Below are 22,366 nucleotides of genomic sequence, written 5' to 3' on the forward strand. Positions count from 1 at the left end.
AAATCTCCACCCTCTCCGAGTCGGGGATGTTCAGGCCAGTGGGGAGGCGGCGGCGTCCTTGCTCGCGAGCAGCGCGTCGAGCGCGAGTTCGCGCGCCTTGGTCGTCGGCAGGCCGAGCGCACGCGCCATCGGCGCCCCCATCAGCGCGTCGCCAAGCGCCATCAGCACCAGCGTCAAGGTCTGCTCCTGGATCGGGCGCGTACCGGGCAGTTCGCCGCCGGCCAGTTCGTCGACCAGATCGTGGATCGCGGTCAGGATCGGGTCGAGTGCGACCGTATTGCCCGACAGGATCATCCAGCTCGCCAGCGCTCCCGCGCCGCCCTTGCCGAACGCGTCGAACGTCATCTCGACCACGTCGCGCGGATCGCCGTCGCCGCTGCGAACCTGGAGTACCGCGGCGCGGATCGTCCCGACGATGTCGGCGGCCATCCGCGTGATCAGCGCAGTGTGCAGCCCGTCCGCGGACCCGAAATGGTGGAGCAGATTGGCGTGGGTGCGGCCGACGCGTGCGGCGACCGCCTTCAGCGTGACCCCGCCGGGACCGCTTTCGATCAGCAAGGCGCGGGCGGCTTCGACCGCCGCCTCACGCGATTCGGTGGGAGAGAGGCGTTTACGGAGCGTTGACGGCACGGAACGGAAGACCTATTTACATCGTTGTAAGTAACGTGTTTCCATTCCTGTTTGGAGGTTTCCGTGGCGAAAGCAACCACGCCCGCCGATCTGACCATCACGCCGCGCGACCGACGCTTCGGACGCGGTGCGGCGATTCGTCGCTGGTGGCTTAATGACGATCCGATCGCGACCGCGTTCTACAACGCGCTGTCGGTCACGTTTCCCAAGGGTGAAGGCTATTTCGTCGACAGCGTCCGGCAATTTCGCGAGGGGACGCCGCCCCGGCTGACGGGCGAGATCAACGCCTTCATTAAGCAGGAAGTCATTCACACGCGCGAGCATGTCGCGTTCAACCGGCATGTCACCGACCAGGGCTATGACGTCGCGCCGCTGATGGCCGATGTCGATGCCGCGCTGGCGCTGACCAAGGGGCGCCCGCCGATCGCGAGCCTCGCGGCGACCACCGCACTCGAGCATTTCACCGCGATGCTGGCGCACGAGCTGATCGCGAATCCGAAGCATCTGCGCGGTGGCGACCAACAGGCGGCCGCGCTGTGGCTGTGGCATGCCGCCGAGGAGATCGAGCACAAGGGTGTTGCCTACGATACCTGGCTGCATGCGACCCGCGACTGGCCGCGCTTTACGCGCTGGCGGGTGAAGTCGCTGGTGATGCTCATCACGACGTGGCGGTTCTTCACCGGCCGGGCGCGCGGGATGGCCGAACTGCTGCGGCAGGACGGTTTGACGGGGCCCCGCGTCTGGGCGCGGATGGCGTGGTATGCGTTTGGCAATCCGGGGATGGCGCGCAAGATAGCGGGCGTCTGGGCCGCCTATTTCCTGCCGCGGTTCCATCCGTGGAAGCATGACGATCGCGCGCTGATCGGACTGGCGGAGAGCGAGTATGAGGCGGCGGTGCTCCCGGTGGCGAAGCGGGTGGCGGCGGTGGCGTGACGCGGCCCGTCATCCTGACGAAGGTCAGGATCCAGAGTCGTAACGGGACTGCCCGTAACCCTGGATCCTGACTTTCGTCAGGATGACGGTCTAGGTCACAGACCGTCACCAAACGCACCACCCCGGCGAAGGCCGGGGCCCAATCATGGGACGGTGCTGGCGAAGGTCATCGCTTCGTTACTGCGATCTTTCCACCTGGGCCCCCGCCTTCGCCGGGGTGGTGGGAAGCGCCAAGCAAACAAAGGCTAAATCACGCCGCCAGCGGCATGGGTGCACATCGGTCTTCGAGGTCGAGTTCGAGCAGCACCGCGGGTGCTTCGCCGCCGCGACCGAGCGACGCGCGCGGTTCGATTCGCCCGGTCGGCCTGAAGCCGAGCTTTGTCAGCACGCGGCCCGAGGCCGGATTGTCGACGAAGTGGAAGGCGTCCAGCCTGCGCAGGCCCAATGCGTGGCGGGCCATCGCGATCACCGCTTCACCCGCCTCGGTCGCGAGGCCACGACCCCAGGCGTCGGGGGTCAGCCAGTAACCGAGCTGATGCGTCTCGCCGTCCGGGTCGATCGCGATGCCGCCGATCAGCCGCGGTGCCCCCGCTTCCATCGTCTCGATCAGGAAGCGCGGATCGTGACCGGCACGCGGCTGGGCGAGAAACGCATCCGCATCGCTGACGGCGTAGGGCCACGGCGCGCGCGCGAGTTTTGCGATCACGGATTCATGGGCGATCGCCTTCGCCAATGCGGGCGCGTCCTCCGGCCAGCCGGGGCGTAACGTCAATCTTCTGGTGCGCGCGAACATGCCTTGCTCTCCTCGACGCATCGCACCTGTCCTCCTGCCACATCCGAATGACGGGGCAGCGACGGGCGCGGGGAGGGAGCAATAAAAAAGGGAGCCGGGGTGACCCGTCTCCCTTGTTCAGGTTCGCTTTCGCGACCCGGGTCCCCCTGGTGGGCAACCCGGACGGTTACCCGATGTTATTCGGCTGCGACTGCCATATCGGCGGCATCGTTCGCTGCCAGTTCGACCGAGCAGAACTTGCGACCGAGTTTGCCTTGGCTGAACACGACGCGACCATCGACGAGTGCGAACAGCGTGTGGTCCGTGCCGATGCCGACATTGGTGCCAGGGTAGAACTTCGTCCCGCGCTGACGCACGAGAATGTTGCCGGCGACGCAGGCCTGGCCACCGAACTTCTTGACGCCGAGGCGACGACCGGCCGAATCGCGACCGTTGCGCGAAGAGCCGCCTGCTTTCTTATGTGCCATCTGAAGCTACTCCTTATGCCTGAGCGGCCGGGGCATCAGCCTCGGTCTGCTTGGCGGTCTGGCCACCCACGGACACGATCTTCAGGATCGTGTGCTGCTGGCGATGGCCGTTCTTGCGACGATAGTTGTGACGACGACGCTTCTTGAAGACGATGACCTTGTCCGCCTTCGCCTGCGCGATGATCTCTGCGGCGACGGTGAAACCCTCGACCGAGCGCAGCTCCGAGCCTTCGCCCGCCAGCAGCACATCGCCCAGCGTCACCGACGCACCTGCATCGCCCTCGATCTTCTCGACGACGATCTTATCTCCGGCGGCGACGCGATACTGCTTGCCGCCCGTGCGCACGACTGCGAACATGGCCCTTGTCACTTTCCAAATACATGTGCCCCACGAACGCAGGGTCCGCCGGGAGAAGCCGGGGAGCTAAGCGAGGGGCGCCGTCCTGTCAACCATCAAGGGGTCGCAACCGGTAATTCTCGCGTGAAAACGCCCCCCGATCGATCCACGCGCCGATTCGCGGGTGCGGCCGGCGGCTTTAGTGGCGGTGAAGCTGGCGCAGCGTGTAGCGGCCGTTCGCAAATTCGCCGAACAGGCCGCTGATCGCGGGATGATCGACGGGCTCATCCGTCGAATCGGGAACGAGGTTCTGCTGGCTGACATAGGCCACGTAGGTGGACTCCATGTTTTCCGCGAGCAGGTGGTAGAAGGGCTGGTCCTTCTTCGGCCGCATCTGCTCCGGAATCGCCTCGTACCACTCGTCGGTGTTCGCGAAGACGGGATCGACGTCGAAGATGACGCCGCGGAAATCGAACATGCGGTGACGCACGACATCGCCGATCGAAAAATTGGCGTGGACGATCGGCGGTGCGATGACGTCCGATGCTCCACCCTGCCGGGCGATGGCAACGCTGCCTTCGGGAACCGCGATATCGGGGGCAGCGGGATCGGTGGGGATATCATGGTGAGGCATGCTGCCAATCTAAGCGCTGTTTTGCGCCGCACAAGCGGTGTCGCCGGGCGCGGGCAGGGCGACCCTCCCGCGTCATCGGCTTTGGCGGCATGTGTGCAAAATCGCCAAAACCCCTATTGCGTTCACCGCATGTCTGATTTAGAGGCCCGCCCTCGACCGATCGGAGGCGCTGCTCGCAGCACTTCGGATGACCTTGCGGAGAGGTGGCAGAGTGGTCGAACGTACCGCACTCGAAATGCGGCGTACCCGCGAGGGTACCGTGGGTTCGAATCCCACCCTCTCCGCCATTTAACACCAGTCCAGCAATGACTTACCCTTCGGGGTGCAGCGATTTCGCTCGCTTGTCCGCGCGCCGGGACACAGGCGGCTGCTGCATCCCGGCGCGCGTCGTCCATCTCAGAACGCGGCGGAGAGTCCGGCAAACGCGGTGACGCTGTCGCGATCGTCGCGCAGCGCATAGCCCGAGACGCCACCACGAAGCGAAAGCGCGCCCGCGATCTGGCCGTCGACGCCCATCGCATAGCTCATATAGTTGCGATCGGCCCGCTCGACGCCGCTGGTGAAGCTGATCGGCGCCCCGGCGGGCGTCATCACGAGCATGCGCGGATCGTCGTCGAATTCACGCTCATAACCAGCGCGCGCGAAGACGCGTACCGGCTGCCCCGGCGTCGAGCGGACGACCGCGCCGAAGCGACCGGTCAGGCTCTCGATCTCCTGCTTGCCAAAGCTCGCCGACGTCGAAAGCCCGCCGCTCTCCGCGTAGCCCGCGATGCGGACCCGGTCATATTGGACCGCAACGTCCGGTCCGAACGCGATACCGCCGCGCGAGACGAGGTCGAAGGCGGCGGTGACTCGCCCGGCGACGTAGTTGCCGTCGGTCTCGCCATCGTGCGAGCGGATCGCCGGTCCGAGCTGCACCGTGCGGCGGATCCGGCGATAGTCGATCTCGCCGTACGAGCCGTCGGCGAGCAGGCGGACGGGGCCCAGTTCACCACGCGCATAGCCGCTGGCCGACCAGGCGCGGGGCTTGTAGCTGCCTGCGCCCGACTGGAAGTCGCCCTTGCCGTCCGAATATCCCCCGGCGATGCCGATTCCCGAGGCGTCGCCGATCGCGACGTCGGCCCCCATCGTCCCGCTGAACCCGCGTTCGTTCAGCCCCACGCGCTGCGCCGAATTGCCGCTCGAATAATAATGATAGGCGGCACCGCCGAAGATCGACAGCCCGCGTCCGACGCGCTGCGAACCGCCACGCTCGGGGCCTTCGAGCTGGTCGCGTTGGGCCCTGAACATCGCCTGCGCGGCATAGCCGAGCCCGGCGATCTGTTCGGGCGCCTTGACGAGGCTTGCAACCGCCTGCCCCTGGATCCGCTGCGTGATGCCCGCGGGGTGGACGCTGTCGGCGAGGATGTAGGTCTCGTTCGCGTTGGGCGATACGAGCGTCGACCGCGTGCAGGCGAGCGACGACGGGACGGTACAGGCGACACCCGTGATATTGGTATAGCCATAGGTCGACGGGCTGGTGACGAGCTCGTTGAACAAACGATCGGTGTCGAAATACAGCGCGTTGACGTTCGCTGCCGCGAGCGCGGCGGCATAGGTCCGGTTGAACAGCTGGATCCCCGCGGCGCCGCCGGACTGGACCGCGAGCGTGACGATGCGCGTCGCGCCGGACGTCTGCAGGCGCGACACCTGCGCGGCGAGCTGCGTCGCGGCGGTCGTCAGCGTCGCGTTGTTCGTGCTGCCCGCCGCCTGAAACGCGAAATAGTCGTTACCGCCGCCTTGGATATAGACGAGGTCACGCGGCCCGAAGCTGCCGCCCGCGGCGAGGAAGTTGCCGATCTGCGTGGTGATCGGAATCGACAGCGCGTTCGCCGCGGTCACGCGTGCGCCGCCAACCGCATAGTTCGTCCCGCCCTTGCCATAGACGGGGTCGAGCGGGAGCCCGAGTCGCGCGGCAAGAACCTCGGGGGCGACCGGGTCGGGGTTGGTCGTGAAGCTGCCCGCATCGCGCGCGAGCCGCGGATCGAGCGTCAGATAGTAACCGCCATCGGCGAGGCTGTCGCCGAACACGATCATGCGGTCGACAGGGTCGCCCGCGCTGGCCGTGCCGGCCGTGGTGGCGGTCTGTGCGTGAGCAGGGCCGGCGGCTGATAGAATCGAGCCGAGCAGCAGCGCGACTGCGTAAGTGCTTTTCATGATGCCTCTCCTGGCGGCGAGGGATCACTGTCCGTCGCTCGGGCGACAGTGTTGGGTCCGGCGCGGTCCTTCGTCAAGCGGTCGCATTTTCACGACGGTGGGTAATTGCAGCACTTTACGAGGCGCATGCGGGTTGGCGGCGAGCAGGGCTTTGCTATGGGCGGCCGGCGGGTTTCGCGTCGAGGCGCGCGAGGAGGCGAAGATGACCGGTGGAGCTCAGACAATGCAGGCACGGCTTATCGAGATCGCCAAGCAGGGCGACATCGCGTGGTTCGCGGCAAACCCCGATCGTCGTATCCGCATTCGCCAGGCCGTGGCGCAGGAATTCGCCGACGACATCGGCGCCTCGCCGGTCGGGATGACCTGGTTCGCGCTGGTGCTCGAAGCACAGCCGGGCGCGCGGATCCGCCAGCCGATCGCGCTGCCGATCGGCTTCGCGATCGACGACATGGACGACGCAGCCCTGTTCAGCCTGTTCCAGCAGGCAGCACCCGCCGACGCAAAAGCGCTGCTGTCGCGGCTGCGCACGACGAGACTGCCGAACGCCTGAACCGGAACGCCGGCTGCTCCATCCGATTGCCGGGAGCAGCGCCGGACGCCAACCCGGCGGGTGCAAATCAGGCTGACACGCCGTCGGCGGCATCGTAAGCGCGGGTGATGCTTCACCGATCGCGAGTTATCCTGCCGTTCGTCTGCCTGATCCTGTCATCAGGATGCGACCGGCCCCCGACACCTTCGACGGACCGGAACGTCGCCAAGCAGGATCCCCTCGTGCAGGATCTCGATCGTCTCGAGGCGGGGGTGCGGATCGCAGCGGCGAACAAGCGTATCGATGAGCTCGAGCGACAGGTCGGTGCGTTGCAGACGACGCCGGAAAAGCTCGATCTGGATCTGCTCACCCGTCGCGTGGAGGCACTCGAGGTCAAGGCCAATGGCGGCATGTCCGACCTGACCGAATCCTCCGTCAGTGATACCAGCGGCACGAGCAGAAGCCCGGTATCGGCGGCGCCAACGCCCGAGCGTGCCGCGACCGCCGTCAAACGCAAGCCGGCGCCGACGCCTCCCGACGCCAAGGCGCGACCACGGCTGGCGACGCCGGACGAGATCAAGGATTTCACCAACCGCAACTGACCGTCGAGGCTGGTCGATGATGCGGCCAGCGGACCGGAGCGACCTGACGCCCCGCGCGCCGCCCTACTGGATGCCTGCGTGAGCGGAGCAGCGCTCAAACGCCGCTTGTACCGGGATGTGCACGATATTTTCCTGTCCTGTCGCGCCGTTCAAAACGCTTTTTTAGCCATTCGCCTCTAGATTCGGAGACCAGCAAATGGACCCGCGTGGCTGCCCATCTGCTCGATCGACACGATCAGGTTGCGGTGCTGGGAGCGCGTTATGTCCATCTCGTTTTATAGCGTGGCGAGTAAGCCGGACAATGAATCCGATCGCGAGAAGTCGATCGCCAGAACCGGTATTCTTGCCGAGCCGCATCAGGAAAAATTTCATTCGATCCTGGACTGCGTGAGAGGGGCTTTGCACGCGCGGGCCGCCGCCATCACGATCGTCTACCAGGACTCGACGTATCTGGTCTCCGCGCTCGGTTTCGATGCCGGCATCTACAAGCGATCGTCGTCGTTGTGTGCGCATACGATCCTGTCGCCCGATTCCCTCACCGTCGTGCCCGACACCGCCGCGGACGAACGGTTCGCGGGTAATCCCTATGTCGACACGATCGAAGGCATACGGTTCTACATCGCGGCGCCGCTGCTCGATGAGAATGGGGCGGCACTCGGCGCGTTGTGTGCGTTCGACCAGAAGGCGCGTGAGGTGGTCACGGAGGAGGACAGGGCGGTGCTCTGGGAACTCAAGATCAAAGCGGAAGCGATCGTGAACAGCATCAGGGGTGATGGTGAGGAGATCCCGAAGGAGACCCTTGTCGCCCCGACAGGGGTGTCCGAGGCTGAACGGTGAACGTCTACCGGCGTATTGCGAGCGATTCCTCGCCCGATCTCAGTGAAAGGCGCTATTCGACCAGGCGGGCCGTCGATCTGGACGTCTTCCTGATAACGCCGCTTGGCGACGCGCATCCCGCCAATATCCAGGACGTGTCGTCGCGCGGTTTCCGGATCCGGTCAGACTATGGGGTCACGATCGGCCGCTTCTTGACGCTCGATATTCCGGGGCTCACGCGGTATTCGGGCTGGGTAGCCTGGTCGTATCTCGGCGAGTTCGGGCTCGAAGCCGCGACCCCGGTTCCCAACGACATCGTCGATCATATCGTCACTTTGGGCGAACAGGCGACCGCGGCACCGGGGGCGAATTGCCTGCCCTTTACGATCTGATCTAGGGCAGCCGCGAGGCGCGGTATCGCGCCTGAACGCTAAGATTGGAGGCCCGACCGGGCCTTGAACAAACGAGCAATAACAAACGGATACGTTGTCTAACTTAGGCTTTAACAGCAACGGCATTCCGCCGCGTCCCAAGGGTGATGGCTAACTGGCGGAACCTTATATTAGGACGAAGGTAAAGGCAGCTTGAGCGTTTTCGCATCACGCGTCGAATGACCGCTAACGCCCACATGCGCTCGTTCAATGATCTTCAAGCATCCACCAATTGCAGACAATCGTTTATGCTGGCAGTCTTACTGGATGACGTGGAAACGACTTAGTCTCGCCACTCTGCTGGGCGCTATTGCTCTCCCCACGGGCTTCTACCCAATGAAGGTGGCTTTGACTGAGTGGTACTTGCATACCGCTCCTAAAGACGGACTGTCCGGACTAGGGGTGCTCGCAGGGAGTCTTTATTTCGCTCTGGCTTGCGGGCTAGTGACTTTCGGAACCGTTCTGAGCGTACGCCGTCAGCGTCCATAGCGTCCGTTCTGTCCATTCCGTTCTTGCCCAAACGCGGTCGTCAGAAGTTATTGAACTTACCTTTGAGCAACATCCACCAACCGATAGAGGGGGATAGCGCGATCAACCACACGGCGAGCGTCGCCCAGAGGTGATCGCCGTTTTGATTTAAGAGGACATCGGAAATCGACCCGGTCCATCCTGCGAAGAAAGCTACGGGGTACCAGGCCAAAACGGTCCACGCAGCTACGACTCCACCACCTAGGAATCGGCTCGTACGTGTTCTGTCTCTACCCATCCTATGACGTTAGCATTCGAATGTCATTTTACGAACTCAGTCGTCCCGAAAACCGTCGGTCCGCTTACCACCAACTCCGGCCGTTCCGCTTACGCCCACATGCGGTCGTTCGCCAGCCAAGTTGCCGTTCCCAATTGCCGACGCCGGGCTTCGGCTACATACATAAGCTATGCCACCATCCACGACCGTCATCAGCGATCCGCCCTCGAACCTTAAGGCTTACGAAGTGGAGCTGATTGGTCGGGTTCAGGAACACGGCTGGCAGACGACCTCTGTCGGGTCCGACGATAATGGCGATCCTGCTTTCAGCTATACGACCGGGTTTTGGCTCGCCGTCGAACAGCCGGAAGTAGTCGTGTTCGACTTCCCGCCACAGCTAGCCCACGATGTGTTTGCGCAAATGATCGAGAAAATGCGGGCGGGCCATCGGTTTAGTGTTGGCCAGCCGATCAAGGACGTCTTGTCTAACGAGGCGGTATACCTCCTTCCGGTAAAGCGAAACGCCGGGGTCAAATATCTGCGGTCGAGTGAATGGTTTTACCGAGGGACCGAGTTCCCGGCGGTTCAACTCGTGCGGGCCGATGGCGCTGGACGGTTCCCGTGGGAACGTGACTTCAACGAAGCGCTCGCGAGTCTCCAACCTGACCTGTCGGAACGCGGTTGGATTAAAGAGCTAGAGGAGCCTTTCAACGGCAGTTAATCGAGGTTTGCGCCCGAAAGCTGCCGGTCTCCTCATCACCAATTCCGGTCATTCCGCTTCCGCCCACTTGCAGACATCCGGCTAAGCCAGCGCCCACACGGCTACCACCCCGAAGCCTGCGACCAGCGCTAAGCACCCCCACCAAGGCACCGCCACGCCGTCGAAATAGTCACCGGTCGAAAGATAGGTGCGAATAGCCTTGCGCTGAGCGTCGCCATACCTCCTGTCGCGGGCACGAATATCGCTGTCGGAAAGAAAATGAGCCACAATTTCGGGCACGTCCTGCTCGGAAGCTTCAAGCTGGCGGTCCAGCTTTTCGCAAAGGCGATCAACCGAAGGCCAGTCCACCAAAGGCGCTTCTTCGGCGGCGAGAATTTCTTCCAAGCAGGCCTGTATGTCGCTGAGCATGATCGACCGAGCATAGCTACCCCTTGCGGGTACTAACGACCGCTTTCCACCATCAACGGTCCATTGATGGAAGAGAAATGCCGCACCACGGACAGAAGCCGATCTCGATAGCGCTGCTTCCGCCATCGTGAACCATCAGGCCGAAGCCCCCGTTCATTTCAGTTATGAAAGCGTCTGGGCAGTCTGTTCGGTCCGGGTGCATCGCGCACGTATGTGCAAGGTCGCTGGCCATCCAATCGCAGCAGTAGGGACCGTTGAGCATAGCTCATATGAACCGGACCACAGTAGAACAGCAATGTCTGCTCTCCACCAATGCCGGACATCCAACCCGAGGGGGCATGTCCAGATTTGCAACGTGGCGCGGTTGGACAGCGCTAAGTCACTGTAAAATAACAGTTAGACAGATTGGAGGCCCGACCGGGAATCGAACCCGGGTGCGAGGATTTGCAGTCCTCTACGTCACCACTCCGCCATCGGGCCTCGATGCGCTGCGGAGGGCGCAGATGCGTGCTTTTACCGGGCGGGTCAACCGTTCGAGCGAAATTTGCGCCTAAAATAACCTCGAAGCCAGTCCGAGAGTGGGATCTGGCCGTCATGGTCGCCGCTTGTCGTGGTGCGCAAGTTGCTGCACTCAGGTGTCAAGATTCTGCGATTAAACGGGGATTCTGGTGAAAACGATCGATGTGAGGGGAGGGACCAACCTTGGCGGCGTGCAGCCGGAGATCTTTGCGATGCCGCCCGGCATGGCGATCCGGTACGACAAGCCCTGCGCCGCATTGACCGACCTCATCACGGGCTATCACGTCTACCGGTCGTCGGGACCGGAAAGCCTGGGCCAGGTCGACCGTTTCCTGCCCGGTACCGCGAATGTCAGGTTCACGATCGATGCGGGGCCGGTGTCGGTCTCGATCGGGCGCCGAACCTTCGCCGACCTGCCACCCGCGACGCTGTACGGCCCGACCGGAACCGCGCTGAAGGCGATCACCAATGGCGGGATCATGATCGGGTTCGGCGTCAGCGCGCTTGCCTGGAGCCGGTTGTTTAGGCGGTCGGCGGGCGATTACTGCAACAAGATCGTGCCCCTGGGCGAGGCGATGGGGCCGATCGCGACCGGACGGTTCATGGATGCGCTGCGGCTCGCCGCGTGTGACGACGAGGTCGCGCCCGCGCTCGACACGATCCTGTGCGACCTGCTCGGGCCACCGCCTGCCGAGGCGGCGCTGATCGGGCAGCTGAGCCACATGATCGGGCGGGACGGATCGCACGACGTCGCGACCGTCGCTGCCGAGCTCGGCATCACCGGCCATGCCCTGCGGCGTATCTCGGTCCGGCATTTCGGGTTCACGCCCAAGATGCTGTTGCGCCGCGCGCGCTTCCTGCGATCGTTCCTGCGGCTGTTCAGGACCCCCGGGACGGTCGATTATTCGCTGATCGACCCGAGCTATTTCGACATGTCGCATTTCCTCCGCGACGCCGATACGTTTCTCGGGATGACGCCGCGGCGGTTCATGGCGAGCAGCACGCCGTTCCTCGACGCGAGCGTCCGCGCGCGCGCCGCGGTGCTCGGCGCGGCGACGCAGGTGCTGCACGTGCCGTCGACGATAGCCCCGATCGGCAGCGGGACGCCGGCGCAGGGACCCCAGGGCGATGCTGCGCCGCGCGGTACGCCAGCCGCGCCCGTGTCTGCACCGCCGGCTGGATCATCGCCCTTGCCCCCTGGCATGATCGAGGCCGCGACGATCGCCGCGATGGCGTCGACGTCGGTGCCGACGATGGGAGCCCAGGAGGGCACGCCGCTCGGCCTCTCCGACGGCGACACGCCGCCTGCACCCGATCCGGATTGAAATTGCGGGCGAATTGATGCGATCGCCCGAGGCGGACGTGCTAGGCCGGGGATGAGGTGTGCCGCAACCATGCGTGCGCCCTCGGCGTCCCGCCCGCGGCATCTTGGTGTCACACGGGCGGGCGGGGCGCCCATCGCTTCTCGTTGAAATCGCCCGGAATCCGCTGCGGACCTCGCGCCACGATCCGGTTTCGTCGGCTTTCGCTGCGATTTTCACCCCGCAGTCGCTTGGCGCAACGGCAGCGGCACGGTACAGCTTGGCCAGCAAACAAGTGTATTGCGCACCTAAAACAGTTGTGCGACAGGATAGGCCATGACGACGATCAGCACCGATACCACCAGCTCCGGCTTCGCAGCGATGCGCCATGCGATGGTCGCCAGCCAGCTTCGTACCAATGCCGTCAACGACCAGCGCGTCGTCGCCGCGATGGCGCGTGTTCCACGGGAGGATTTCCTGCCGGCGAACGTGCGCAGCATCGCCTATCGCGACACCGCGATCGCGCTCGGGGCGGGGCGTTACGCGAACCTGCCCATGGCGACGGGGCGCTTGCTGACCGAGGCGTATCTCACCGCGACCGACCGGGTCCTCCTGATCGGCGCAGCAAGCGGCTATACCGCGGCGGTGCTGTCGGAAATCGTCGCGTCGGTCGTCGCGGTCGAGAGCGACCCCGCCCTGATCGCCGTCGCGCGCGAGGCGCTGGCCGGCATCGACACCGTCGAACTCGTCGAAGGGCCTCTCAACGAGGGCCATGCGGCAGGCGCGCCGTACGACGTGCTGATCATCGACGGTGCGGTCGAATCGATCCCCGACATGTTGGTGGCGCAGCTTCGATCGGGTGGACGCGTCGCCGCCGGTCTCGCCGAGCGTGGGCTGACGCGGCTCGCATCGGGGCGCAAGACCGATGGCGGGTTCGCGATGGCGGCGTTTGTCGACGTCGAGTGCGTGGTGCTGCCGGGATTCGCAACTCCTCAACCCTTCAAGTTCTGAGGCAAGACCATGCCGCGCGCCGCATCCTTCCGCTTCCTGCTTGCTGGTGTGGCGCTGATCTATAGCGCTGCACCGGTCGATGCGGAGACGTTACGCGAGGCGCTGGCCAAGGCCTACACGACCAACCCGACGATCACCGGACAGCGTGCGACGTTGCGCGCGACCGACGAGAATGTCCCGATCGCGCGCGCGGCCGGACTGCCCGCTGCGAATGCGACCGCGGACTATTCGGAGTTCGTCCTCAACGCGTCCAACTCGTTCGTCGTCCCGCAGCGCCAGGGCGTGGCACGCGCCAACGTGTCGATCCCGCTGTATCTAGGCGGGCAGGTCCGCAATTCGGTCGCCGCGGCGAAGATCCGCGTCGAGGCAGGCCGCGCGACGCTGCGCGGGACCGAGGCCGATCTCTTCACCAACGTCGTCGCCGCCTATATGGACGTGATCCGCGACGAGGCGATCGTCGGGCTGAATACGCAGAACGTCCGCGTTCTCGACGTCAATCTGCAGGCGAGCCGCGACCGGTTCCAGGTCGGCGATCTGACGCGTACCGACGTCGCGCAGTCCGAGGCCCGGCTGGCACTCGCACGCGCGCAGCTGCAGTCGGCGCAGGCGCAGCTGATCTCGAGTCGTGAGGGATATATCCGCCTCGTCGGCACGCCCGCGGGAACATTGGAGCCGCCGCCGACGCTGCCGCATCTGCCCGACAGCCCGGCGTCGGCGGTGACCGTCGCGATCGAGAACAATCCGGTGCTGATCGCGGCGGCCAAAGAACGCGACGCCACGCGGTACGACATCGGCGTCGCGCGCGCGACGCGCCTGCCGCAAATCAACGCGGTCGGCGGGAGCAGCTATACCAATTATCTTGGCTCGATCCCGGCGGTCGGCGGTACGGGCACGACCGGCTCGGTACCGAACGCGAACAAGTCGGTTCAGGCCGGGCTGTCGTTGACGATGCCGCTGTTCCAGGGCGGGCGTCCGGCTGCACAGGTCCGCCAGGCCGAGGCGCTCAATGCGCGCGCGATCGAGAATGTCACCGCCGCAGAACGCAACGTGATCTCGCAGGCGCGCTCGGCCTTTGCGGTCTGGCGGTCGTCGGAACAGGTGATCCAGTCGTCCGAGACCGCGGTGAACGCGAACAAGCTCAGCCTTGAGGGCGTGCGCGCGGAAAACAGCGTCGGCACGCGAACGATCCTCGACATCCTCAACGCCGAGCAGGAGCTGCTCAACAGCCAGGTCACGCTCGTGACCGCGCGCCGCGACGCCTATGTCGCGGGCTTTGCGCTGCTGGCGGCGATGGGGCAGGCCGAGGCGCGCGATCTGGGTCTGGACGGCGGCGTGCTTTACGACCCGGTCGTCAATTATGACCGCGTCCACAAGAAGATCTGGGATTTCGGCGGCGATGGCCAGGCGCTGCCGGTGGCGACGCGCACCGTTCAGTCGCCCACGCAGACCGCCGATGTGCGGCGTGAACTTGATCCGTTGCTCGACAGTCCGGTTGACAGGAACCCGGCATTGACGACAGGTAGGGACGCGCCGAGCCGCCAATAGGGGCGGGACCGGCCATGGGGTTTGGGATGGTCCGGATGGGGGATATCAGCGCGGAGCCGTCGATGGAGGAAATCCTCTCGTCGATCAAACGGATCATCGCCGAAGAGGGCGATGGCATGCCGAGCCGCCAGCGGCGTCCGGCGCGCACGATGCAGGCATCACCGTCGGTCGACTATGACGACGAGATCGACGACGACGAAATTCTCGAACTGAGCGACCCGATGCCGATGGTAGACCGTACGCCCCGCCCGCCGAAATCGCCGGTGCTGACGTCGGTGGATCCGGTGCCCGAACCGCGGCACGCCGAGCCACGTCACGCCGAGCCACGGCCGGCCGCGCCTCGCCCGCAGGCGCAGCAGGCCCCGGTTCCGGAAGAGCCCGCCGAGCCGATCGTGTCGCGCGAAACCGCCGCTGCAACGCGCGCGCCGCTCGAGGCGTTGACGCGCATGATGGTGAAGCCCGACGCAAACAGTGACGGTACGCTCGAAGGGCTGGTCCGCGAGATGCTGCGACCGATGCTGCGCGAGTGGATCGATGCGAACCTGCCGCATATGGTCGAGGACATGGTCGCGCGCGAAATCGCCAAGATCATGAACCAGCAGCCCTGATCATCGGCGGGCTGTCAGATCGCGGCCCGCCCATCGTTTCCCGAGCCTGACCTGACGCTGAGCTACGGAAGATGTACCCGTCGCGGGAGGACAAGCTCAAGCGCGGCCGGCTCCCGTCTTCCGTCGCAAATCGCGTGTTCTGGCAGGAGTCCGGCGGAACCACGGTGCGACGGACTTGGTTTGGTTGGGCATGTCCAGACCGCCCGCGCCCGATACAGACACCGATGCCTTGAGTGCGAGCGCGCACCTGCACGACATCATGCCCGCCGGCGCCGGGAGCGACATCTTTTTCGCGGCGGTGAAGACCACGCGGATGCCGATGGTCGTGACCGATCCGCACCGGCCCGACAACCCCATCATCTTCTGCAACGAGGCGTTCTCGTTCCTGACCGGCTATTCGCAGGACGAGATCCTCGGGTATAATTGCCGGTTCCTGCAGGGGCCCGAAACCGACCGCACCGTCGTCGACGAGATCCGTGCCGCGATCGCCAAGCGCGAAGAAATCGCGGTCGAGGTGCTCAATTACCGCAAGAACGGCTCGACCTTCTGGAACGCGCTCTTCGTGTCGCCGGTCTTCGGCGACGACGGCGAACTCCGCTATTTTTTCGCGAGCCAGCTCGACATCTCGCGGCGGCGCGAGGCGGAGGAGGCGCTGCACGAGGCGCAGCGGATGGAGGCCGTCGGCAAGCTGACCGGCGGCATCGCGCATGATTTCAACAACCTGCTTCAGGTCATCCAGGGCTATGCGGATATCCTCGATGCCCGGATCGACGCGAGTGACCGCGCGGCACGGCGCGCGGTGGATGCGATCGCGACGTCGGCATCGCGCGCCGCGACGCTGACCCAGCAATTGCTCGCCTTTGCGCGCAAGCAGGAGTTGCGCGACCGCCTGCTCAATCTCAACCAGCTGATCGGCGACTTCCGACCGATCCTCGATCGCAGCATCGGCGATGGCGTCGTGCTCAAACGGAAACTGGCGAACGACCTGTGGAACTGCCGGATCGACCCGGTCCAGGCCGAGATGGCGCTGCTCAACGTCATCGCCAACGCGCGCGACGCGCTCGGCGGCGCGGGGACCGTCACGCTCACGACGCGCAACGCGGTCCTGCCCGAGGATGACGGCGTGGCGAAGCTCGAACCGGGCGAATATGTCGTCCTCAGCATCAGGGATGACGGGCCCGGCATCGATCCGGCGACCGCGGACAAGGTGTTCGAACCCTTCTTCACGACCAAGGAGATGGGCAAGGGCGCGGGGCTCGGTCTCGCGATGGTTTATGGTTTCGTGCGGCAGTCGGGCGGGCTCGCCACGATCCAGAACGCGCCGGGCGGCGGTGCCGAGGTCTCGCTCTATTTCCCGCGCGCGAGCGGTGCGGTCGAGCGCAAGCCAGCCGGGCCGATCGCGCCGCGTACCGGCGGCGCCGAGCGCGTGCTGATGGTCGAGGACCAGATCGAGGTGGGCGAGCTCGGCAAGACGATCCTCGAGGATCTTGGCTATGACGTCGTGCTGGTGAACAGCGGGCGCGCCGCGCTTGATACGCTCGCGGCGGACACCGACTTTCGCCTGGTGTTCACCGACATCCTGATGCCCGGCGGCATGAACGGCGTCGCGCTGGCGCAGAGCGTCCGGCGCGACTTCCCGCATATCGCGGTATTGCTGACCACGGGCTTTGCCGACGAGGCGATCGACGAGGGGAGCCGGTCGTTCGAACTGATCCGCAAACCCTATCGGCGCAACGAACTCAACCAGCGGATTCGCGCGGTGCTCGACAAGCCGGGTGCGCGGACGTGAGGCTAGTCTAGCCCGGACGCGCTCGCTAAGGCGTCGGACATGAGCGAGCTTCCCAAAACCTTCGACCCCGCCTCCATCGAATCGCGCTGGTATGCGCATTGGGAGGCCAGTGGCCAGTTCCGCCCCGACCGCCCGAACGCGGAACCCTGGACGATCGTCAACCCGCCGCCCAACGTGACGGGCAGCCTGCATATCGGCCATGCGCTCGACAACACGCTGCAGGATATCCTGACGCGCCACGCACGCCTCAAGGGCAAGGACGCGCTCTGGGTGGTCGGCACCGATCACGCGGGCATCGCGACGCAGATGGTCGTCGAGCGCCAGATGGGCGCAATGTCCCCGCCGCAGAAGCGCACCGACCTCTCGCGCGAGGACTTCATCGCCAAGGTCTGGGCGTGGAAGGAGGAGAGCGGCGGCGAGATCACGCAGCAGCTCCGCCGCTTGGGCTGCTCGATGGACTGGGCGAACGAACGCTTCACGATGGACGAGGGCTTTTCGAAGGCCGTCCTCAAGGTGTTCGTCGACCTCCACAAGCAGGGGCTGCTCTACCGCGACAAGCGCCTCGTGAACTGGGATCCGGGCCTCGGCACCGCGATCAGCGACCTCGAGGTCGAGACGCGCGAGATCAAGGGGAGCTTCTGGCACCTGCGCTATCCGCTCGCCGACGGATCGGGTTTCATCGAGGTCGCCACGACGCGGCCCGAGACGATGCTCGCCGACATGGCGGTGGCGGTCAACGCGTCCGACGAGCGCTACACCGCGCTGATCGGCAAGCAGGTGAAGCTGCCGATCACCGGCCGGCTGATCCCGATCATCGCCGACGATCATGCCGATCCCGAACTCGGATCCGGTGCTGTCAAAATCACGCCGGGGCATGACTTCAACGATTTCGAAGTTGGCAAGCGGGCAGGGATGGCCGCGGGGACGATGCTCAACATGCTCGATGCCAAGGCGCGCGTCGTGCAGGTGTCCGACGGGCTGATCCCCGCCGACCTGCTCGGGCTGACGACCGCCGAGGCGCGGAAAGCTGTCGTCGCGCAGCTGAAGGCCGAGGGCTTCCTGATCGCGCATGTCGACAAGGACGGCGTCGAGCACGACGCCGAGCCGCGCACGATTCAGACGCCGTACGGCGATCGCTCGGGCGTGGTGATCGAGCCGTGGCTGACCGACCAATGGTATGTCGACGCCAAGACGCTCGCGCAGCCCGCGATCGAGGCGGTGCGCGTCGGCGCGATCGATATCGTGCCCAAGACCTGGGAGAAGACGTTCTTCAACTGGATGGAGAACATCCAGCCCTGGTGCGTGTCGCGCCAGCTGTGGTGGGGGCACCAGATCCCGGCCTGGTTCGGGCCGGACGGCACGCCGTACGTCGCCGAGACGGAGGCCGAAGCGCAGGCGCTCGCCGGCGCTGGGGTGACGCTGGTGCGCGATCCCGACGTGCTGGATACGTGGTTTTCGTCGGCGCTCTGGCCGTTTGCGACGATGGGCTGGCCTGAGGAGTCCGACCCGACGCTCGGCGGGCGCTATCCCAATGACGTGCTGATCTCCGGCTTCGACATCCTGTTCTTCTGGAACGCGCGGATGATGATGCAGGGGCTGCATTTCATGAAGGACGTGCCGTTCCGCACGCTCTATCTGCACGGCCTCGTCCGCGCCGCCGATGGCGCGAAGATGTCCAAGTCGAAGGGCAATGTCGTCAACCCGCTCGGGCTGATCGACCAATATGGCGCCGATGCGCTGCGCTTCTTCATGGCGGCGATGGAGAGCCAGGGCCGCGACATCAAGATGGATGAGAAGCGCGTCGAGGGCTATCGCAACTTCGCGACCAAATTGTGGAACGCCGCCCGCTTCGCGCAGGCCAACGGCATCGTCGCAAGCACCACGCTGGAGGCGCCGCGCGCGGAGCTCGCGGTCAACAAGTGGATCATCGCCGAGACGATCGCGACCGTGCAGACGGTCGACCTCGCGCTTGCCGACTACCGCTTCGACGGCGCCGCCAACGCGATCTACCAGTTCGCGTGGAGCCGCTTCTGCGACTGGTATCTCGAACTCATCAAGCCGCAGATGGTTGGCGACGAGCGCGGCCAGATCGACGACGAATCTAAGGCGGTCGCGGGCTGGGTGCTCGACCAGATCCTGGTGCTGCTCCACCCGTTCATGCCGTTCATCACCGAAGAGCTGTGGCACGCGATGGCCGATCCCGCCCATCCGCGCGAGCACGACCTGATCGTCGCGCAGTGGCCGATGGCGGATGCGCGGTCGCTCGATCCCGAGGCGAGCAGGGAGGTCGACTGGCTGATCCGGCTGGTTCAGGAAATCCGCACCGCGCGCAACGAGTTGAACGTGCCGCCGGGTGCGCGTCTACCGCTGCACGTCCGTGATGCCAACGCGGCGACGCTGGCGCGGCTCGAACGCCAGGCCCCTGCGCTCGCCCGCCTCGCGCGCGTCACGCATGCCGAGGGCGAAGCCGCCGGCGGCGCGGCGCAGGTCGTGGTCGACGAGGCGACCTTCGTCCTGCCGCTCGAAGGCGTGATCGATCTCGAGTCCGAGCGCACGCGTCTCACCAAGGCGATCGCGGCGGCGGAGAAGGAACGCGACGCGCTGGCGGGCCGGCTCGGCAATGCGAGCTTCGTCGAGCGCGCCAAGCCCGAAGCGGTCGAGAAGGCCAAGGCGGATCACGCCGACAAGGCGGCGGAAGCCGCGCGGCTGCAGGCGGCGCTGGGCCGGCTGGGCTGATTTCCGTCCGCTGTACGCGACGGGCATGAGCGTGCGTTACGAGAGCTGCCAGCATATGGGGTCGGGGCCTGTCCTGACCCCGCATGCACAGGGGAGGGGACCCGACTGCGATGCCTGACGCGACGGACACGCCTGCAGCGAAGACCGGCCAGCGCGACCTGACCGCGGGGCCGATCGGCAAGACGTTGCTCGCGTTCGCGCTGCCGACGCTCGGATCGTCGGTCCTGCAATCGCTCAACGGCTCGATCAACGCGGTGTGGATCGGCCAATTTCTCGGCGAGCGCGCGCTGGCGGCGACGACCAACGCGAACATCATCATGTTCCTGCTGGTCGCCGCGGTGTTCGGCTTCGGCATGGCGTCGACGATCCTGATCGGCCAGAATATGGGGCGGCGCGACATCGATGCGGTGCGCCGCGTGCTCGGCACGTCGTTCGGGCTGTTCACGATCATCTCGGTGCTGACGGTGGCAATCGGCTGGCTGGTCGCGCCGGCGATCCTGCGGGTGCTGGCGACGCCTGCCGAGGTCTATCCGCTCGCGCTCGCCTATCTGCGCGTGATCTTCGTCGCGATGCCCGCGGGGTTCCTGACCGTGCTGCTGACGATGGCGCTGCGCGGCACCGGCGATTCGCTGACGCCGCTCAAGTTCATGGCGCTCGGCTCGGTCGTCGACGTCGCGCTTAACCCGCTGCTGATCCGCGGCTGGGGGCCGATCCCCGCGCTCGGGATCGAGGGTTCCGCGCTCGCGACTTTGATCGCCAACACCGTCTCGTTCGTCGCGCTGCTCGCCTATATCTATGCGAAGGACCTGCCGATCCGGCTGCGCGGCGCGGAGCTGCGCTATATCCTGCCCGATCGCGCGCTGCTGCGGACGATCGTCGTGAAGGGCGTCCCGATGGGGTTGCAGATGCTCGTCGTCTCGACCTCGGCGCTGGCGATGATCGGGCTCGTCAACCGTCACGGCACGACGACCACCGCAGCCTATGGCGCGACCAACCAGCTCTGGACCTATGTCCAGATGCCCGCGATGGCGGTCGGCGCGGCGGTCAGCGCGATGGCGGCGCAGAATATCGGCGCGGGGCGCTGGGACCGGGTCGACCGGATCACGCGCGCCGGGCTGATGATGAACCTTGCGCTGACCGGCGGGCTGGTCGCGCTGCTGACGCTGCTCGACCGGCACGTGCTGTGGCTGTTCCTGGGGCAGGACGGCGGTGCGATCGAGATCGCCACGCGGATCAACCTGATCGCGGGGTGGAGCTTCATCCTGTTCGGCGTGTCGATGGTGTTGTCCGCGACGGTACGCGCGAACGGGGCGGTCGTCGGGCCGCTCGTCATCCTTGCGATCGCGATGGGGCCGGTCCGCTTCGGGCTCGCCTATGCGCTCGAGCCCATGCTCGGCGCGGATGCGATCTGGTGGAGTTTTCCCGCGGGATCGCTCGCGTCGATGCTGTTGACGATCGCTTATTATGCGCGAGGCGGATGGCGGCGGGGACGGATCGTCGCGCCGGGATCAGTCGGGGCTGCGGGAGCGAACGCGCAGGACGCCACCGGGGAGGGCGCGGGCGAGCAGACCAGAGCTGATTGCGAACCGACCGCCCGATCGATGCCCGTCGGCTGAGCGTCGCCGCCAAGCGCGCGATCAGCGCTCCGGCGGAACGGAAACCGGCGCCATCACGCGGATGATCCCCGCGGCAACCTTCGCGGTCACGGGTGTCTTTGCCAGCACCTCGCCGTCGATTGAGATGGGCAGCTTGGGGATCGTCGTGATCTTCAGGCTCTTGCCGCGAAAGTCGCGGACCTTTTCATGGCGCGACTCGTGGCGGAAGACGCTGGCGAGCCAGTTCATCACGAGCCGGCGCTTCACATGCCCCATCACGGCCTGGACGACGATCTCGCCCGAATCGACCGCGGCGGCATCGACGAGTTCGGTACCGCCATGGAACGGACCATTGGAGATACGGACCTCGACGACGCGCATGCGCACCGCGTCGTCACCCTCGCCGACGATCAGCGTGAAGGGCCGGAAGCGCGCGAACTGATACGCCGCCCAGCCGAGATATCCCACCCGGCCGAGGATCTTCTTCAGGCCGTGCGGGACTGTTTCGGCGATCTTGGGGCTGATCCCCATCGCCGCGCAGTTGGCGAAATAGTCACCGTCGATCATCCCGAGATCGATGCGCCGCGGCGCCCCCGTCCGGATGACATCGACCGCGCCCTCGACCGTCAGCGGTATGCCGAGCGTACGCGCAAAGCTGTTCGCGGTGCCAAGCGGGAGAACGCCGAGAATCACGTCGTGGCCGACCATCAGATCGACTAGCCCGCTGATCGTGCCGTCGCCGCCGCCGAGGATGAGCAGATCGGGCTTTTTGGCAAGCGCGGTCCTGACGGTCTGCTCCAGATCATCGGGATCGTCGACCGCATGCGCATCGACCGGAAAGGGCAGGCCGGACATGCTCGCGCACGCGCGCTTGAACATCTTCTGCCCCTTGCGCGACTTCGCGTTCACGACGAGGGCAGCCGACTTGATCGGGGCGGGATCGGATGGGGCGGTGGTCATCGAGCGCACAACGCACGGAACGCGGTTTCGCACCCGTAACGCTTCAGCGGAAAATTCTTC

22 protein-coding genes and 2 tRNA genes are annotated in these 22,366 nt (G+C 65.5%); 14 read left to right on the plus strand and 10 right to left on the minus strand.

From position 1 onward, the window contains the following. Positions 1-30: 30 nt before the first annotated feature. The gene (locus ASE72_RS12885) at positions 31-630 is read right to left on the minus strand and encodes a TetR/AcrR family transcriptional regulator (RefSeq protein ID WP_056021682.1); all 600 of its coding nucleotides are present in this window, start codon (positions 628-630) and stop codon (positions 31-33) included. A 63-nt stretch (positions 631-693) separates the two neighbouring features. On the opposite strand from ASE72_RS12885, the gene ASE72_RS12890 reads away from it, so the two are divergent. Further along, entirely contained in the window at positions 694-1,563 is an 870-nt protein-coding gene (locus ASE72_RS12890; RefSeq protein WP_082445976.1) for a metal-dependent hydrolase, read from the plus strand. A 250-nt stretch (positions 1,564-1,813) separates the two neighbouring features. Here ASE72_RS12890 and ASE72_RS12895 read toward each other — a convergent pair whose 3' ends face one another. From ASE72_RS12895 to hspQ, 4 genes are all read right to left on the minus strand, one after another. Next, on the minus strand, positions 1,814-2,356 hold the full coding sequence (locus ASE72_RS12895) for a GNAT family N-acetyltransferase (protein ID WP_200916253.1): 543 nt from the start codon (positions 2,354-2,356) through the stop codon (positions 1,814-1,816). Positions 2,357-2,532: 176 nt separating this feature from the next. Further along, entirely contained in the window at positions 2,533-2,823 is a 291-nt protein-coding gene (rpmA, locus tag ASE72_RS12900; protein WP_031393730.1) for a 50S ribosomal protein L27, read from the minus strand. Between the two features lie 13 nt (positions 2,824-2,836). Beyond that, positions 2,837-3,181: a 50S ribosomal protein L21 gene (gene rplU / locus ASE72_RS12905; RefSeq protein WP_031393729.1), complete on the minus strand. Its 345-nt coding sequence runs from the start codon at positions 3,179-3,181 to the stop codon at positions 2,837-2,839. A 178-nt stretch (positions 3,182-3,359) separates the two neighbouring features. After that, positions 3,360-3,794: a heat shock protein HspQ gene (hspQ, locus tag ASE72_RS12910; protein ID WP_082445977.1), complete on the minus strand. Its 435-nt coding sequence runs from the start codon at positions 3,792-3,794 to the stop codon at positions 3,360-3,362. A gap of 197 nt (positions 3,795-3,991) precedes the next feature. Here hspQ and ASE72_RS12915 point away from each other — a divergent pair. Beyond that, positions 3,992-4,081: transfer RNA gene (locus ASE72_RS12915), tRNA-Ser, on the plus strand. Between the two features lie 109 nt (positions 4,082-4,190). On the opposite strand, the gene ASE72_RS12920 is transcribed toward ASE72_RS12915, so the two are convergent. Then, a complete protein-coding gene (locus tag ASE72_RS12920; RefSeq protein ID WP_056021691.1) occupies positions 4,191-5,990 on the minus strand; it encodes an autotransporter outer membrane beta-barrel domain-containing protein in 1,800 nt (599 codons plus the stop codon). A 202-nt stretch (positions 5,991-6,192) separates the two neighbouring features. Here ASE72_RS12920 and ASE72_RS12925 point away from each other — a divergent pair, with 202 nt between their 5' ends. The 5 genes from ASE72_RS12925 (at position 6,193) to ASE72_RS12945 (ending at position 9,834) form a co-directional block, all read left to right on the plus strand. Continuing rightward, positions 6,193-6,540 (plus strand): hypothetical protein, encoded by a 348-nt coding sequence (locus tag ASE72_RS12925; protein WP_156350426.1) that lies wholly within the window; start codon positions 6,193-6,195, stop codon positions 6,538-6,540. Between the two features lie 221 nt (positions 6,541-6,761). Beyond that, positions 6,762-7,121, plus strand: coding sequence for a hypothetical protein (locus tag ASE72_RS12930; RefSeq protein ID WP_056021697.1), 360 nt, complete (start codon positions 6,762-6,764; stop codon positions 7,119-7,121). 261 nt (positions 7,122-7,382) lie between these two features. Further along, positions 7,383-7,958 carry a GAF domain-containing protein gene (locus tag ASE72_RS12935; protein ID WP_056021699.1) on the plus strand — a complete coding sequence of 192 codons (576 nt, stop codon included), beginning with the start codon at positions 7,383-7,385 and terminating at the stop codon, positions 7,956-7,958. Continuing rightward, entirely contained in the window at positions 7,955-8,329 is a 375-nt protein-coding gene (locus ASE72_RS12940) for a hypothetical protein (protein WP_056021701.1), read from the plus strand. The genes ASE72_RS12935 and ASE72_RS12940 overlap by 4 nt, the downstream gene beginning before the upstream one ends. 974 nt (positions 8,330-9,303) lie before the next feature. Continuing rightward, complete coding sequence (locus ASE72_RS12945) at positions 9,304-9,834, plus strand: DUF4262 domain-containing protein (RefSeq protein ID WP_056021704.1); 531 nt, start codon at positions 9,304-9,306, stop codon at positions 9,832-9,834. A gap of 81 nt (positions 9,835-9,915) precedes the next feature. On the opposite strand, the gene ASE72_RS12950 is transcribed toward ASE72_RS12945, so the two are convergent. The 3 genes from ASE72_RS12950 to ASE72_RS12955 all read right to left on the minus strand — a co-directional run bounded on the left by ASE72_RS12950 (position 9,916) and on the right by ASE72_RS12955 (position 10,722). After that, positions 9,916-10,242 carry a hypothetical protein gene (locus tag ASE72_RS12950; RefSeq protein ID WP_056021707.1) on the minus strand — a complete coding sequence of 109 codons (327 nt, stop codon included), beginning with the start codon at positions 10,240-10,242 and terminating at the stop codon, positions 9,916-9,918. 52 nt (positions 10,243-10,294) lie between these two features. Further along, entirely contained in the window at positions 10,295-10,504 is a 210-nt protein-coding gene (locus ASE72_RS21195) for a DUF6980 family protein (RefSeq protein WP_082445978.1), read from the minus strand. Between the two features lie 144 nt (positions 10,505-10,648). Further along, positions 10,649-10,722, minus strand: a tRNA-Cys gene (locus ASE72_RS12955). A gap of 188 nt (positions 10,723-10,910) precedes the next feature. Between ASE72_RS12955 and ASE72_RS12960 the strand changes: the two genes are divergently transcribed. The 7 genes from ASE72_RS12960 (at position 10,911) to ASE72_RS12990 (ending at position 21,367) form a co-directional block, all read left to right on the plus strand. Further along, the gene (locus ASE72_RS12960) at positions 10,911-12,086 is read left to right on the plus strand and encodes an AraC family transcriptional regulator (RefSeq protein WP_156350428.1); all 1,176 of its coding nucleotides are present in this window, start codon (positions 10,911-10,913) and stop codon (positions 12,084-12,086) included. Positions 12,087-12,398: 312 nt separating this feature from the next. Then, positions 12,399-13,073, plus strand: coding sequence for a protein-L-isoaspartate O-methyltransferase family protein (locus tag ASE72_RS12965; protein WP_056021713.1), 675 nt, complete (start codon positions 12,399-12,401; stop codon positions 13,071-13,073). Between the two features lie 9 nt (positions 13,074-13,082). Then, positions 13,083-14,618, plus strand: a complete 1,536-nt coding sequence (locus tag ASE72_RS12970; protein WP_056021717.1) for a TolC family outer membrane protein — start codon at positions 13,083-13,085, stop codon at positions 14,616-14,618. 35 nt (positions 14,619-14,653) lie between these two features. After that, positions 14,654-15,226 (plus strand): DUF2497 domain-containing protein, encoded by a 573-nt coding sequence (locus ASE72_RS12975; RefSeq protein ID WP_200916255.1) that lies wholly within the window; start codon positions 14,654-14,656, stop codon positions 15,224-15,226. A gap of 190 nt (positions 15,227-15,416) precedes the next feature. Further along, entirely contained in the window at positions 15,417-17,015 is a 1,599-nt protein-coding gene (locus ASE72_RS12980) for a histidine kinase famiy protein (RefSeq protein ID WP_082445979.1), read from the plus strand. Between the two features lie 39 nt (positions 17,016-17,054). Beyond that, positions 17,055-19,751 carry a valine--tRNA ligase gene (locus tag ASE72_RS12985; protein ID WP_056021720.1) on the plus strand — a complete coding sequence of 899 codons (2,697 nt, stop codon included), beginning with the start codon at positions 17,055-17,057 and terminating at the stop codon, positions 19,749-19,751. A gap of 110 nt (positions 19,752-19,861) precedes the next feature. Further along, positions 19,862-21,367 (plus strand): MATE family efflux transporter, encoded by a 1,506-nt coding sequence (locus ASE72_RS12990; protein WP_056021722.1) that lies wholly within the window; start codon positions 19,862-19,864, stop codon positions 21,365-21,367. Between the two features lie 21 nt (positions 21,368-21,388). Here the strand turns inward: ASE72_RS12990 and ASE72_RS12995 are convergent, their stop codons facing one another. Beyond that, positions 21,389-22,306 (minus strand): diacylglycerol/lipid kinase family protein, encoded by a 918-nt coding sequence (locus ASE72_RS12995; protein ID WP_056021725.1) that lies wholly within the window; start codon positions 22,304-22,306, stop codon positions 21,389-21,391. Positions 22,307-22,366 lie beyond the last annotated feature (60 nt).

Source organism: Sphingomonas sp. Leaf20, from assembly GCF_001421535.1.
Lineage (GTDB): Bacteria > Pseudomonadota > Alphaproteobacteria > Sphingomonadales > Sphingomonadaceae > Sphingomonas.